This is a genomic window from Xanthomonas sp. CFBP 8152, from assembly GCF_014199025.1.
GTDB classification, from domain to species: Bacteria; Pseudomonadota; Gammaproteobacteria; order Xanthomonadales; family Xanthomonadaceae; genus Xanthomonas; species Xanthomonas arboricola_B.
Genome location: NZ_JACHNO010000003.1, coordinates 271,084 through 284,570, shown reverse-complemented (window position 1 = coordinate 284,570; position 13,487 = coordinate 271,084). Strand labels below are relative to the sequence as shown.

The 13,487-nt window shown below is 66.7% G+C and carries 12 protein-coding genes; 7 read left to right on the top strand and 5 right to left on the bottom strand.

Annotation, left to right across the window (positions count from 1 at the left end; translation table 11 throughout):
- The first annotated feature begins 291 nt into the window (after positions 1–291).
- Complete coding sequence (locus tag FHT09_RS12940) at positions 292–1,107, top strand: sugar phosphate isomerase/epimerase family protein (protein ID WP_104607556.1); 816 nt, start codon at positions 292–294, stop codon at positions 1,105–1,107.
- On the opposite strand, the gene FHT09_RS12935 is transcribed toward FHT09_RS12940, so the two are convergent.
- Both FHT09_RS12935 and FHT09_RS12930 read right to left on the bottom strand, forming a co-directional pair.
- Positions 1,104–2,387: a HAMP domain-containing sensor histidine kinase gene (locus tag FHT09_RS12935; RefSeq protein ID WP_104607557.1), complete on the bottom strand. Its 1,284-nt coding sequence runs from the start codon at positions 2,385–2,387 to the stop codon at positions 1,104–1,106. The two genes, FHT09_RS12940 and FHT09_RS12935, sit on opposite strands and share 4 nt — an antisense overlap.
- Entirely contained in the window at positions 2,380–3,096 is a 717-nt protein-coding gene (locus FHT09_RS12930) for a response regulator transcription factor (protein ID WP_104538271.1), read from the bottom strand. The genes FHT09_RS12935 and FHT09_RS12930 overlap by 8 nt, the downstream gene beginning before the upstream one ends.
- A gap of 134 nt (positions 3,097–3,230) precedes the next feature.
- On the opposite strand from FHT09_RS12930, the gene FHT09_RS12925 reads away from it, so the two are divergent.
- From FHT09_RS12925 to FHT09_RS12910, 4 genes are all read left to right on the top strand, one after another.
- Positions 3,231–4,958 carry a glycosyltransferase family 39 protein gene (locus FHT09_RS12925; protein WP_104607559.1) on the top strand — a complete coding sequence of 576 codons (1,728 nt, stop codon included), beginning with the start codon at positions 3,231–3,233 and terminating at the stop codon, positions 4,956–4,958.
- A 100-nt stretch (positions 4,959–5,058) separates the two neighbouring features.
- Entirely contained in the window at positions 5,059–5,823 is a 765-nt protein-coding gene (locus tag FHT09_RS12920) for a phosphatase PAP2 family protein (RefSeq protein ID WP_104607560.1), read from the top strand.
- Entirely contained in the window at positions 5,820–7,475 is a 1,656-nt protein-coding gene (locus tag FHT09_RS12915) for a phosphoethanolamine--lipid A transferase (protein WP_104607561.1), read from the top strand. The genes FHT09_RS12920 and FHT09_RS12915 overlap by 4 nt, the downstream gene beginning before the upstream one ends.
- Before the next feature lie 1,456 nt (positions 7,476–8,931).
- Positions 8,932–9,717: a SprT family zinc-dependent metalloprotease gene (locus FHT09_RS12910; protein WP_047130543.1), complete on the top strand. Its 786-nt coding sequence runs from the start codon at positions 8,932–8,934 to the stop codon at positions 9,715–9,717.
- 150 nt (positions 9,718–9,867) lie between these two features.
- Here FHT09_RS12910 and FHT09_RS12905 read toward each other — a convergent pair whose 3' ends face one another.
- The 3 genes from FHT09_RS12905 to hemH all read right to left on the bottom strand — a co-directional run bounded on the left by FHT09_RS12905 (position 9,868) and on the right by hemH (position 12,130).
- Positions 9,868–10,155 carry a hypothetical protein gene (locus FHT09_RS12905; protein WP_104607326.1) on the bottom strand — a complete coding sequence of 96 codons (288 nt, stop codon included), beginning with the start codon at positions 10,153–10,155 and terminating at the stop codon, positions 9,868–9,870.
- A 140-nt stretch (positions 10,156–10,295) separates the two neighbouring features.
- On the bottom strand, positions 10,296–11,162 hold the full coding sequence (locus tag FHT09_RS12900; protein ID WP_184417001.1) for an alpha/beta hydrolase: 867 nt from the start codon (positions 11,160–11,162) through the stop codon (positions 10,296–10,298).
- Between the two features lie 2 nt (positions 11,163–11,164).
- Positions 11,165–12,130, bottom strand: a complete 966-nt coding sequence (hemH, locus tag FHT09_RS12895; protein WP_047130578.1) for a ferrochelatase — start codon at positions 12,128–12,130, stop codon at positions 11,165–11,167.
- A gap of 153 nt (positions 12,131–12,283) precedes the next feature.
- Here hemH and FHT09_RS12890 point away from each other — a divergent pair, with 153 nt between their 5' ends.
- Positions 12,284–13,186, top strand: coding sequence for a YSC84-related protein (locus tag FHT09_RS12890; protein WP_184416987.1), 903 nt, complete (start codon positions 12,284–12,286; stop codon positions 13,184–13,186).
- Between the two features lie 73 nt (positions 13,187–13,259).
- Positions 13,260–13,487: a Sec-independent protein translocase subunit TatA gene (gene tatA, locus FHT09_RS12885; protein WP_047130545.1), complete on the top strand. Its 228-nt coding sequence runs from the start codon at positions 13,260–13,262 to the stop codon at positions 13,485–13,487.

Genomic DNA, 13,487 nt, shown 5'->3' with positions numbered 1-13,487 from the left:
TGCCCGTGGCGTGCCTGCGGGCCAGCTGCCAGCATGCAGCCCGGGAATCGCGCCCGTAGCCAGTGCACCGCAGTGGCACTGCATTGCGTGGCACAAGCAGGGCGCAGACGACGGGGTCGTCAGCGTCCGCACGGACCATGCCGAGTGCTCGCGCGCGAAACATGCCGGCTGCCGTCTCCGTGCAGGTCGCCCATCGCCAGGCGCGGCGTTTCGTCGCACTGCAGGTCACGCCGCGCAGCATCACTGCGACGCAGACATCTCCTCAACGCCACGCCGCGTAGGCTGCAGCGCATGCACAGCCTGTTTCTCAACACGGTGCTGCTGGGCGGCACCGCAGCCCATAAGTTGTCGGCCGCGCAGGCGGCCGGCTTCGATGCGGTCGAATTGTGGGAACAGGACCTGCAGCAGTTGGCGCGATCGCCCGCGCAGGTGCGCGGCACCCTGCGCGAGCTCGGGCTTGGACTGACCGACTACCAGGTGCTGCGCGATGTGGACGGTGCCGCTGACGCGCAACGCGACCGTTGCCGCGCGCACGCGCTGCAGATGCTGGAAACCGCCGCCGCACTGGGTGCGGGCGTGGTGCAGGCACCGGCCAACACGCGTGCCGACGTCGTGCCCGCACGGATCGTCGAGGATCTGCGCTGGCTGGGCCGTGCCGCGGCCGAGCACGGCCTGCGCATCGCCTACGAACCGATGGCGTGGAGCACGGTCAATCACACCCTGCCTGCCGCGTGGGCAAGCGTGCGTGCCAGCGGCGCGGACAACATCGATCTGGTGGTGGATGCCTACCACCTGTTCGCACCAGGCCGCGGGCTGGACGACCTGGACGCCATCCCGGCCACGCGCATCGCCAATGTGCAGTTATGCGATGTGGCGCAGCCGGTGGCGCCAGGTGCGCTGGCCGCGGTGGCGCGGCATGCGCGCCTGCTGCCGGGCGAAGGCTGCTTTCCGCTGTCGGCCCTGTTGCGGCGCCTGGCCGGCATGGGCTACACAGGGCCGATCGGCATCGAGGTCTTCAACGATGTCCGCAAGGCGGCCGCTGCTCCGGCTACCGCGGCGGCGGCGATGGCCGCACTGCGCAGCTGCCTTGAGCGTGCCGGCGATTAGCTGCGCTGCGCGCCGCTGAGATCCAGCGTCACCACCGTGCCCTGCCCCGCGCTGGAATCCAGGTGCAGATACCAGCCCAGGTGCTCGCAGAGCCGTCCGATCAGCTCCAGCCCGATGCCGTTGCCCTGGCGTGCGTTGTCACGCGCCAGGCGCGCGTAAATCGCGCTGATTTCCTCCGGCGTCATGCCGTGACCCGGGTCGGCGATGCGCACCACGCCGGGGGCGCTGAGCGAGACGCGGATGATGCCGCGATCGCTGTTCTCGATCGCGTTGCGCAGCAGATTGCCGATGGCGGTCTGCACGATCGCCACCGGCGCGGTGAGGCTGCATGGCGGGAGCGGATCGGTGAGCACCTGCAGATCCTTGTCGGCGAGCAGATGCGCATGATCGGCGACGATCTCCGGCAGCAACTGATCCAGGCGCAGCGTATCGCTGCTGCGCGTCAGCCGGCCCGGGTCCTTGGCCAGCACCAGCAACAAGGTGATCAACTGCTCCACCGCAGCGCTGGTCTGCGCGATGCGCTGCAGCTGGTGGCGCACGGCCGGCGCTGTGCCGGGTTGTTCCAGCGCCAGTTCGGCGGCGTTGCCGATCACCGCCAGCGGGGTACGCAACTCGTGGCTGGCACTGTCGATGAAGGCGCGTTCGCGTTCGACGAACTGGCCGTTGCGATCGAGATAGTCGTTGAGCGCGTCGGCAATCACGTACAGCTCGGCGCTGCCCTGCGGGCCCACGGCAATGCGTTGTGCACGCCGCTCGGGACGCAACGCGCCGATATCGCGCGCCAGCTCCACCAGCGGGCGCACCAGCCGCGCCATCGCATAGGTTCCCATCAACAGGGTGATGCCGATCAGCGCGACACCTGCGGCCAGCATCCAGCGGGTAATGAACTGCTCCAGCGCTTCGAAGTCGGTGATATCCAGCACCAGCGCCAGGCGCCCGGCATGCGGCGTGTCACGCACCATCACCGCACTCTGGCGGCCGCCGATTTCCAGCTCGTCGTGCAGGCCGGGATGCAGGGTGCGCAAGACCGGCGGCACTGCCGCACTGCCGTCGAGGCGATACAGCCGCAAGGTGTCCGAGTCCTGCCAGCGGTAATCCGGATTCTGCGCACTGCGATCCAGGATGCTGTCCAGTTCCGAATTCAACAACGAGCGCCATACGCCGTGTTCTGCGCGCTCGTGCAGATACTGCGCGGTGCCGAACACTGCCAGCACCATCAGCAGCGTGTAACCGAACAGCCACACCAGCACGCGGCGGCCCAACGAGCGCTGCCTAACCATCGCTGCACTCGCCGGCGGCCGGATCGCCGGCGCCTTCCAGCGGCGCCAGGCGATAGCCCAGCCGCGGCAGGGTGTGGATCAGTTTGTGCACGAAGGGACCATCCACGCTGCGACGCAACTCGTAGATATGCGAGCGCAGCATGTCGCCGTCGGGCGGATCGTCGCCCCACAGCGATTGCTCCAGCCGCTGTCGGGTGACGGCCGCGGGGCTGGCCTGCATCAGCACTTCCAGCAACTTGCGGCAGGCCGGATACAGGTGCAGCACCTGGCCGGCGCGGGTGGCTTCCAGCGTGGACAGGTCCAGACGCAGATCGGCCACCTGCAGCAACTTGCCGCGTCGACGCCCGTGCGCACGCGCGAGCAGGGCCTCGATGCGGACTTCCAGTTCCGGGAGTGCGAACGGCTTGGTCAGATAGTCGTCGGCGCCGGCACGAAAACCGGCGATCTTGTCGGGCAACTCGTCGCGGGCGGTGAGCATGATCACCGGCAGCTCGGACTGGTGCTGCTCGCGCAGGCGGCGCAGTACTTCCGGGCCGTCCATGCGCGGCATCATCCAGTCCAGCACCAGCACGTCGTACTGCTGGGTGGTGGCCAGATGCAGGCCGGTGATGCCATCGGGCGCTGCGTCCAGGGTGTGTCCGCGTGCCTCGAAATAGTCGAACAGGTTGGCAACCATATTGCGGTTGTCTTCGATGACCAGCAGCCGCATGAGCGCGTTTCCAGGGCGGCCCGGCAGGGACGATGTGCGCATCCTAACCGAGCCTGGCCGAACACAGCCGCTCTCGGTGGTTCCGACAAAATTCCGACCTGCGTGCCGGATAGTGTGCCGCCATCGATCCGGGCGTGCGCATGTCGCCTTCCATCTCCGCCGCCACTTCCCGCCAGCGTGCGCTGCTTGTCGCCGTGCTGCTGATCGTCGTCAGCCTGCTGGCCGGCATCGGCCTGCGTCAGCCCAACCCGCCGGACGAGCCGCGCTTTGTGCTGGCCGCACGCGCCATGATCGGGACCGGTCAGTGGCTATTGCCGCACCGGGGTAGCGAGCTGTACGCCGAAAAGCCGCCGGTGTTCATGTGGTTGCAGGCCGCCAGCTACGAGCTGGTGCCGCACTGGCCGGTCGCCTTCCTGCTGCCGTCGCTGCTGGCTGCGCTGGCCACGTTGTGGCTGACCTGGGACATCGCGCGGCGGTTATGGAACCGACGCGTGGCGCGTTATGCGTTACTGGCGTTGTTTGCGGTGCTGCAGTTCGGCCTGATGGCCAAGCGTGCGCAGATCGACATGGTGCTGGTGGCGCTGACCACGCTGTCGTTGTGGGGGATGCTACGGCATCTGCTGCGCGGGCCGGACTGGCGCGCATGGACGCTGGGATTGTTCGCAGCCGGCGTCGGCACGGTGACCAAGGGCGTGGGCTTCTTGCCATTGCTGCTGTTGCTGCCGTGGATGGCGCTGCCGCGCAGGCACCGGAGCGTGCTGCCGGCGCGCGCCCAGGCCGGGCGCAGCTGGTTGCTGGTACTGCCGGCATTTCTGGCCGGGACTGCAGTGTGGCTTGGTCCGCTCGGCATCGCGTTATGGCAGGGCAACGACCCGGCGCTGCATGCCTACGCGCACGAGTTGTTGTTCAAGCAGACCGGCACCCGCTACGCGCACGCCTGGCATCACCTCAAGCCGGCCTGGTACTACCTGCAGGTGATCGCCACGCTGTGGTTGCCCGGCTGCCTGGTGTTGCCCTGGTTGCTGCCGGCCTGGTGGCGGCGGCTGCGACGCGGCGATCCGCGCTATCTGTTGCTGCTTGCCTGGAGCATGCTGGTGCTGGTGTTCTTCAGCGCCAGCCCGGGCAAGCGCGAGGTCTACATCTTTCCCATGCTGCCGGCCCTGTGCGTGGCCGCCGCACCGCTTCTGGCCGGACTGCTGCGCAAGCGTGGTGTCCGGGTGTTGCTGACCGGCTACCTGCTGCTGCTTGCGCTGGCCGCTCTTGCGTTGGGCAGCGGTATCGCACTGCATCTGCATTGGGCGCAAAACACCGCTTTGAAGCGCGGAATGGAGCTGGCCTCGCTGCAGTCGGTGGGTATCTGGTTGATCGGCCTGGGCGTGGCCGGCCTGGCGGCAGCTGCATGGTCGCGTGGCAAGCGCACCGGCACCGCGGTGGTGGTGGTGACCGCCGCACTATGGAGCGTGTACGGCCTGGGCTTGATGCCGGCATTGGACCCTTACAGTTCTGCCGCTCGCCTGATGCAGCGCGTAAGACAGCGCATCGGCCCGGAGGCCGAGCTCGGCATGCTGGCCTGGCGCGAGCAGAACATGCTGCAGGCGGACAGGGCGGTGACCGACTTCGGTTTCAAGGCGAGTTGGCAGCAGCAATGGACCAAGGCAGGTCCATGGCTTGCGCACGCACCCGAGCGCCGTTGGCTGTTCGTGCTCAAGCAGGCGGTACCGGCGTGCATCGATCCGGCGCAACGGATCGATATCGGCGAGTCCAACCGCAATCAATGGCAGTTGCTGCCGGGCACGGCATGGCATGCCGGCTGCGTCGCCACCGCGTCCGACACCGACACAGGCGTTGACGAGACAGACTGAACGCCGGATAGCGCGTTAACGGACGAGCAACTCCGGTCCGACCGCTTTCCGACATGCCACTTTCGAAGATGCCGGGCATAGACCACCGGCCGATGCTTCGATGACCACACTTCCCGTATACGCACCTGCCCTGGCGCGCACAGGTACCATTGCGCAAACCCGCTTTCTGGTTCGGCATCTTTGGCTGCCGCTGGCCGGTGTGCTGGTGCTCAGCGCGCTGTTGATGGGCGCCGGCGGCGACCAGTGGGTTGCCGATGCGTTGTATCGGCTGGAAGGTGGACACTGGCAGCTCAAGGACCAATGGTTCACCAGCGACGTGGTTCACCGCGTCGGCAAATGGTTGAGTACCGCTGCTGCTGTCAGCGTGCTGACGCTGGCGCTTGTGACCTGGTGCCGGCCGCGCTTGCGTGTGCTGCGCTGGCCTTTGACGTATCTGGCTGCATCGGTCGCGCTGTCGACCTCGCTGGTGTCCTTGCTCAAGTCCTGGACGGCGATGGATTGCCCGTGGGATCTGAGTCGTTACGGTGGCAGCCGGCCGATGATCGGGCTCTTTGAATCGCGCCATGGCATTGCCGCGTCCGGTTGTTTTCCTGCAGGCCACGCCAGCGCCGGTTATGCGTGGGTGGCACTGTATTTCTGTGCGTTGGCACTGCGTCCTGCGTGGCGTGGCCCGGCTTTGTGGGGGGGCATCGCGGCAGGGCTGTTATTCGGCATCGCGCAGCAACTACGCGGCGCGCATTTTCTGTCGCACGACCTGTGGTCGCTGGCGGTGTGTTGGGGAACCGCACTTGCACTGTACTGCGTGATGCTGGCTCGACCGCATCGCGCCAATGATGTGGTGTTGCAATCGGGGGATGCAGCATGAGCACCTATCTACCGCAATCGCGTGGGCTCAAGCGCCTGCGCGCACTGAGCTGGACGGCGCGACCGACAGTCTCGACCGAGACCTTGGTGCTGTTGGCGAGTCTGTTCTTCGCACTGGTCTGCAATCAGCTGTTCTGGCACACGGCCATGGCCACGCACCCGGGCAGTCTCGGGTTTGCCATCTCATTGATGGCGTTGCTGGTAGCCGTGCATGCCTTGCTGCTGGGCCTGCTGGTATGGCGCTGGAACGCCAAGCCGCTGCTGACGCTGCTGCTGTTCACCACAGCGCTGGCTGCGCACTACATGGACAGCTACAACGTCTATCTGGACGCAGACATGCTGCGCAACGTGCTGCATACCGACCACAAGGAATCGCGCGAACTGCTCACACCCGGCTTGATCCTGCCGCTGCTGTGCTACTTCCTGATTCCGGCCGCCTTGTTGTGGCGCACGCACCTGCACGCACGCAGCATCGGCAGATCACTGGCAATCCGCTCAGGCTTTCTGCTGATGGTGGCAGTGGCCGGCGCGGCCGGCGCGATGCTGTCCTCGCAGGACGTCTCCGCGCTGATGCGCAATCACCGCGAAATGCGTTACCTGGCCACGCCGATCAACTACATCGTGGCGCTGCGGCAGAACCTCAAATCCGACTCGCCGATCAAGCATGCGCCCAAACAACCGGTCGAACACGACGCCATGGCCACACCACGCACACCGGGGAGCCGCCCGCGCCTGCTGCTGGTGGTGCTGGGCGAAACCGCACGTGCGCAGAACTGGGGCCTCAACGGCTATGCGCGCCAGACCACGCCCGAGCTGGCGCAGGCCGGGGTGATCAATTTTCCCGACATGCATTCGTGCGGCACCAGCACCGAGGTCTCGGTACCGTGCATGTTCTCGCCGTTCGGCCGTCGCGATTACAACGAAGACATGATCCGCGGCCACCAGTCGCTGCTGCATGTGCTCGAACACGCCGGCATTTCCACGCTGTGGCGCGACAACCAATCCGGCTGCAAGGGCGTCTGCGATGGATTGGAAATCGATAAGCTGGACGATGCGACCACGCCAGGGCTGTGCGCCGATGGCCGTTGCATGGACGAGATCCTGCTCAGCGACCTGGCTGCGCAAGTGCGCGCAAAGCCCGGCGACCGCGTGGTGGTGCTGCATCAACTTGGCAGCCACGGGCCGAGTTACTTTGAGCGCTACCCGGCACAATTCGAACGTTTCAAGCCCGTGTGCAAGACCGCCGATCTGGGCAGTTGCAGCCGCCAGAGCATCGTCAACGCCTACGACAATTCCATCACCTATACCGATCACTTCCTCAACCAGGCGATCCACACACTGCGCGGGCTGCAGGACTACGACACCGCGATGATCTACCTCTCCGATCACGGCGAATCGCTCGGCGAAAAAGGGCTCTACCTGCATGGCGTACCGTATGCGATCGCGCCCAAGGAGCAGACCCACGTACCGATGGTGATGTGGTTCTCGCCGGAATTCGCCCGCGACCGCGGCCTGGACGAAACCTGCCTGCGCCACCGTGCCGGCCAGTACACCGATCAGGACGCGCTGTTTCCGTCGGTGCTCGGGCTGATGCAGGTCAAGACCAGCGCCTATGCACGCGAGCGCGATCTGTTTGCGCAATGCACGGGATAAATGCGGCTGAATTTTCAAGCATGGCTTATCAGAGGCGCGTGCCCTAGCCGCTCGCGCCACACGCCGTGAATCCGTCCGTGGAGGCTCCTTGGCGGCATCCATGCCGCCAAGAGTCCCGCAATCGGCAAGGGCACCGCACTGGCAAGTTGGTCGGTGGCCACGTGAAAAGCTACTTGTCGCTCGCCATGCATCGGAAGTCTGGCCTGTGCATCAGCATCCAGCAACGCGCATCAAACACTGCGCTTAGATGTGTACACCAACCATCCCGACTGGTCCTTGCCCGCCCACCGTCGCGGGACCTTACGCGGCATGGATGCCGCGTAAGAGCCTACAAGGATGTACTTGCGGCGTGTCCTGCGATGGTGGGCGGACAAGGACCCCGCAGCCAAGCGGCAGATCAGCCGCTCTGTAGCCGATCTATCCGCGCTGTCCAGACCTTTGGAGCACGACGCCCAAAGCAATCGGGACTTCAAACCGTGGCCGCCTTTAATCGCAATCAGATGCTTAAATCAAAAGCTCGGCTCGTCGAGTGCGCGGTGCCCTCACCGCTTGCGGGACACGCCGTGAATCCGTCCATGGAGGCTCCTTGGCGGCATCCATGCCGCCAAGGGTCCCGCAACCGGCAAGGACACCGCACCAGAAAGTTGGTCGGCTGCTTTGTTGAAGACTTGCTGTGCGGCTTGCGATGGACAGATTTTCGGACGCACGACGCTCCGAACAACGCGCATCAGGCACTGCTCTTACCGTGCACACCGACTATCTCGACGGGTCCTTGCCTGCCCACCGTCGCGGGACCTTACGCGGCATGGATGCCGCGTAAGAGCCTACAGGGACGTACTTGCGGCGTGTCCTGCGATGGTGGGCGGGCAAGGGCCCCGCTGCCAAGCCGCAGATCAACAATCAAAGCCAGGTGAGTCGAGCGCGCGGTGCCCTCACCGCTCGCGGGACACGCCGTGAACCCGTCCCTGGGGGCTCGGTGGCGGCATCCATGCCGCCACACGGTCCCGCAATCGGTGAGGGCACCGCACCAGAAAGTTTGCTGGCTGTTTTGTTAAAAGCCATGCGCACCGAGCATCTCGATTGGTCCTTGCCCGCTCACCGTCGCGGGACCTTACGCGGCATGGATGCCGCGTAAGAGCCTACATGGACGTACTTGCGGCGTGTCCCGCGATGGTGGGCGGGCAAGGGCCCTGCAGCCAGGCCGCAGATCCGTCGATCTGCAGCTGATCTATCAGCGCTATCCAGGCCCTCGGGGCACGACACCCAAAACACAGAGACTTGGCCGTGCTGGGCGGGCAAGGGGCCTGCAGCCAGGCCGTAGATCTACCGACGTCGGCTGCACCCACCTGGCGGTGGGCTGCGTCGTTTGCCAGCCGCTCAAAGAAGTAGCGCCAGCATCGAATGCATCAATCGCCCGGTCTCACCACCTGACACATCGCAGCGCTATCCTGTGCCCATGTTCAAGCCCGTCCGCCGCCTTGTCGCGCCCGCCCCGCAGGTTGTCGAACGCGATTGCCTGCGCCTGCAATTGGACGGGCGCGAGATCGCGGTGCTGCGCGTGCGCGACCCGCGTGCGCGGCGCGTCAAGCTCAGCGTGGACGAACGCGGCGCGCGGCTGACCTTGCCGCTGCGCGCAAGCCTGGTGGCCGGCGAACGCTTTCTGCAGGCGCATCTGGACTGGCTGAGCATCCAGTTGTCGCGTTATCAGCAGGTCGATGCGTTTCCGGCGCTGGAGCGTGGCGTGCCGGGGTTGTTGCCGTTACGCGGGGCCTTGTTGCCGCTCAGCTGGCACGACGGGCGCTATGCACGCATCGAGGTTACCGATGACGGCGCGCAGTTCCATGTGCCGCCCCGCCTGGGGGATGCAGGCCTGCGCCGCACGCTGAAGGAATTCTACGAAGCGCAGGCGCGCGCCGATGTTGGCCGCTGGTTGCCGAGCTATCTGCCTGGCCTGCCGCGCGCCCCGGCGCGGGTGCGGCTGAAGGTGATGTCCTCGCAGTGGGGCTCGCTGGCACCGGATGGCTCGATGGCGCTGGATCTGGCGCTGGTGCTCGGCCGCCCGTCGGCGTTCGAATACGTGCTGGTGCACGAGCTCTGCCACCTGCTGCAGGCCAACCACTCGCCCGCGTTCTGGGCCGAGGTGGAACAACGCTTCCCCGCCTGGCGCGACGAGCGCAGCTATTTCCACGAGCACGGCCGCCAGCTCAAGGCACAGTTGCGGCGGTTGTTGCAGGTGGAGTGAGGCAGGTCGTCGCGATGCAGTTGCCGTCGCTGTGGTGGCGCTCCTGCAACGATTAAGGCGCGAAGTCGGGGCGCCAATGCTCTTCGGGCTTTCGGAGAGATGCTGCGCGATGACGCGGCTAGCGAAGCGCCATAGCGTCACGCGGCTGCGCTAGCGCCATTGGTAAGACGCGGCGCGCGCAAGGTGCCGGCAGGCCAGCGGCGACAGCCACGCAAAGCGCCTGGTCAGGGCACACTCGATGGCCGCGATGCCGGCCTGCAGCTCGCGTGCCGATCCCCAATGGTCGGCGTCGCAGGCCACCGACCAGACCTCATCCAGGCGCCGGCGATTGTCCGGATCCAGTTGCGGCGACGCGTGCACCGTCTCCAGGAACGTCCCTGGCAAACTCCACTGCTCGAAGGATTCGATCGCGGCGACAAGCCGGTCTGGATGGCCCATTGCGCTAGCTCAACCGTGCCAGGATGCCGTGTGCCGCTGACGATGCCTGCTGGCACTGAGGTCTGCTGTCGCATGCAAGGCAACAAGCACGAACGTCAGCGGCGTGGCATCGCGCAGGACGCATGCACGCATTCCACGCATCACGTGTGCGGCGGCGGCAACGACGCCAGAAAACCATAGATCACCGCCGCCACCGCTTCCGGTGCTTCCATGTGCACATGATGCGTGCCCGGCAATAGATGCAGGCGTGCATCGCGCATCAGCGCCACGCGGTGATCGCGCAAGGCATCTGGGAAGTACACCTGCGCCGGCGTGGCGAAGATGGCCTGGGTCGGGCAGGCGATGGAGGCCAGCAGCACGTCGATCTGCGCTTCGGTCATGCGGATCGCAGTGGGCAAGGTCAGGCGCGGGTCGCTGCACCAGCTATAGCCGCCTTCGACCGCGCACACGCCGCGCTCCACCAGCAGCCGCGCGGCCGGTTCGCTGAGCTGGTTGGCCATCATGCGTGCGCGCACCGGCATCTCCATCGACGGAAACACCCGCAACGGCCGCTGCGCCAGCGTGCGCGCCGAGGCTACCGCGTCGCGCAGACGGGTGGCGGTGCTCTCGACCGGCTCGGCCAGCGCGCCCAGCGCCTCGATCGCGATCAGTGCCTCGATGCGTTCCGGCGCCGCAGCGGCCAGCAGGCTGGCAACGCCGCCGCCCAGCGAATGCCCGAGCACGCTGAAGCGCTCCCAGCCCAGACCATCGGCCACCTGCAGCAGGATCGCGATTGCGCTGCTGAGCGTGTACTCGGCGCCGATGGGCAGCCACGCGCTATGGCCGTGACCGGGCAGATCCAGCAACACCAGATCCAGGTCCTGCGCGTGCAGATGCGCGCTCAGCGGCAGGAAGCTGGCGGCATTGTCGAGCCAGCCATGCAGCGCCAGCACCCGGCGCGGGCCACGTTCGGGATTGCGCAGCCCGGTGACCCGGCCAATCGCCAGGTCGCACGCAAACGGCTCCAACTTCACGCGCGTCGCGCCAACGCGGCCAGTGCCTGCGCATGCGCCGGGCTGGCGTTGAGGCAGGGGATATAGCTGAGCGTGGCGCCGCGTTCGGCCAGCGTTTCGGCAAAGCCCAGCGCCACTTCTTCCAGGGTTTCCAGGCAGTCGGTGGCAAAACCCGGGCAGACCAGGTCGAAGCTGCGCACGCCGCCTTCGGCCAGTTTCCACAAGGTCGGTTCGGCGTACGGCTGCAGCCAGCGTTCCGAACCGAAGCGCGACTGGTAGCCCATCTGCCATTCGTCCGCGCCCAGGCCAAGCGCGGTGACGATGGCCTGCGCGCTGCGCTCGCATTGCTGCGGATACGGGTCGCCGGCATTGGCCACGCGCTGCGGCAGGCCGTGGAAGGAGAACATCAGCTTCTCGCTGCGCCCATGCGCCTGCCAATGCGCGCGGATCGAATCGGCGATCGCCGCGACCCAGCCGGCGTCTTCGCAATAGTCCTGGATCACCTCCACCGCGATCTCCGGCGCGCTCGGGCGCCAGGCATCAATCACGTCCTGGATCGAGGCGGTGGTGGTGGTGGAATACTGCGGATACAGCGGCAGCACCACGATGCGTCTGATACCGCGCGCGCGCAGACCATCCAGCGTCTTGCGCAGCGCCGGGGCGCCATAGCGCATGGCCCACTCCACGTGCCAGCCCGGCATGACCTCTTTCAGGCCCTCGGCCAGACGGCGCGTGTACACCGCCAGCGGCGAGCCGTCCGGCAGCCAGACCTTGGCGTACTTCTCGGCCGACTTGGGCCCGCGGATCGGCAGGATCACCCCATACAGCAGCGGCTTCCAGAACAGCGGCGGGATCGCCACCACGCGGCGGTCGCTGAGGAACTCGGCCAGGTAACGGCGCACGGCCGGGGCAGTGGGCGACTCGGGGGTGCCGAGATTGACAACCAGCAGGGCGGTATCGGGGGGGGTGTTCATGCGTCCCATTCTGGCAGAGCGCAGCGGTGCTGCCGAGGACAGCGCATCGATCGCTCCCATTGACCGCCTCTGACACCCCCGGCTGCGCTCACCACCGATTCATTGCGCCACCACTAACGTCGCGCCATTGCTATCTTTGACGATTGTCCTTTGGAGCTTGTCATGCCTCGTCTGTCGCGCCTGGCCTTGTTGTTGTCGCTGACCTTCGCCGCCGGCCATGCCGTCGCCGGCCCGGAAGAGGACCAGCGCGCGCGTAACGCGGTGCGCGTGCTCAACGAGATCATGAAGATTCCCGAGCAGGCGATCCCGGACAAGCTGCTCGACGAAGCGCGCGCCATCGTGGTCATCCCGGACACGCTCAAGGCCGGGCTGGTGATCGGCGGCCGGCGCGGGCACGGCCTGATGTCGATGAAAAACGCCGACGGCAGCTGGTCGCAGCCGGTGTTCGTCAAGCTCACCGGCGGCAGCATCGGCTTCCAGGCCGGCGTGCAGTCCTCCGACGTGGTGCTGGTGTTCCGCAACGACCGTAGCCTGGACAACATCGTCAACGGCAAGTTCACCCTCGGGGCCGATGCCGGCGTGGCCGCCGGCCCGGTCGGCCGCAATGCCGCCGCCGCCACCGACGGCCAGCTCAAGGCCGAAATCTGGTCGTGGTCGCGCGCCCGGGGCCTGTTCGCCGGCGTGGCGCTGGACGGCGCCGTGCTGCAGATCGACGATGCCGCCGACCTCAACGCCTACGGTGGCGGCGCCACCCCGCACATGATCTTCGAAGGGCGCACCAACGAGCGTGCCTCCACCGACGTGACCGCCTTCCGCGACCGCCTGGAAGAGGCGACCTACACCGCACGCGCCAATCGCGGTACCGATGGCAGTGCCGACGACGCGGCCGGCGCGCCGCGTCCGGCAACGCCGCCCCCGGCACAGGCGGCCGCCACGCCGCCGCCGGCGGTCAACGAGGCCAGCACCGTGCCGATGCAGCCCAGCACGACGCCACCGCCGCAGCAGGGCTTCGAGCCGGTGTCCGATGGCGAAATCCGCACCGAATCGCTGGACGGCAACCGCTGACGGGCTGTCATCCCCCTGCGCGGTGCGCTGGGGTATCCTGCGTGCTCCTTCTTCTTCAGCAAGCGAGCAGATCATGGGCGGTTTCAGCATTTGGCACTGGCTGATCGTGCTGGTGATCGTGTTGCTGGTGTTCGGTACCAAGCGGCTCACCAGCGGTGCCAAGGATCTCGGCAGCGCGGTCAAGGAATTCAAGAAAGGCATGCACGACGACGACAAGCCGGCCGGCAAGCTCGGTGACGACACCCGCACGGCCGAACAGGCACGGCAGGCGCAGGCCGAGCGCGATCGCGACGCGCGTTGA

Excerpts from the sequence above, each read along its gene's own strand:
- FHT09_RS12940 (WP_104607556.1), top strand. The coding sequence starts at position 292 with ATGCACAGCCTGTTTCTCAACACGGTGCTGCTGGGCGGCACCGCAGCC.
- FHT09_RS12935 (WP_104607557.1), bottom strand. The coding sequence starts at position 2,387 with ATGGTTAGGCAGCGCTCGTTGGGCCGCCGCGTGCTGGTGTGGCTGTTC.
- FHT09_RS12930 (WP_104538271.1), bottom strand. The coding sequence starts at position 3,096 with ATGCGGCTGCTGGTCATCGAAGACAACCGCAATATGGTTGCCAACCTG.
- FHT09_RS12920 (WP_104607560.1), top strand. The coding sequence starts at position 5,059 with ATGACCACACTTCCCGTATACGCACCTGCCCTGGCGCGCACAGGTACC.
- FHT09_RS12915 (WP_104607561.1), top strand. The coding sequence starts at position 5,820 with ATGAGCACCTATCTACCGCAATCGCGTGGGCTCAAGCGCCTGCGCGCA.
- FHT09_RS12910 (WP_047130543.1), top strand. The coding sequence starts at position 8,932 with ATGTTCAAGCCCGTCCGCCGCCTTGTCGCGCCCGCCCCGCAGGTTGTC.
- FHT09_RS12905 (WP_104607326.1), bottom strand. The coding sequence starts at position 10,155 with ATGGGCCATCCAGACCGGCTTGTCGCCGCGATCGAATCCTTCGAGCAG.
- hemH (WP_047130578.1), bottom strand. The coding sequence starts at position 12,130 with ATGGGACGCATGAACACCCCCCCCGATACCGCCCTGCTGGTTGTCAAT.
- FHT09_RS12890 (WP_184416987.1), top strand. The coding sequence starts at position 12,284 with ATGCCTCGTCTGTCGCGCCTGGCCTTGTTGTTGTCGCTGACCTTCGCC.
- tatA (WP_047130545.1), top strand. The coding sequence starts at position 13,260 with ATGGGCGGTTTCAGCATTTGGCACTGGCTGATCGTGCTGGTGATCGTG.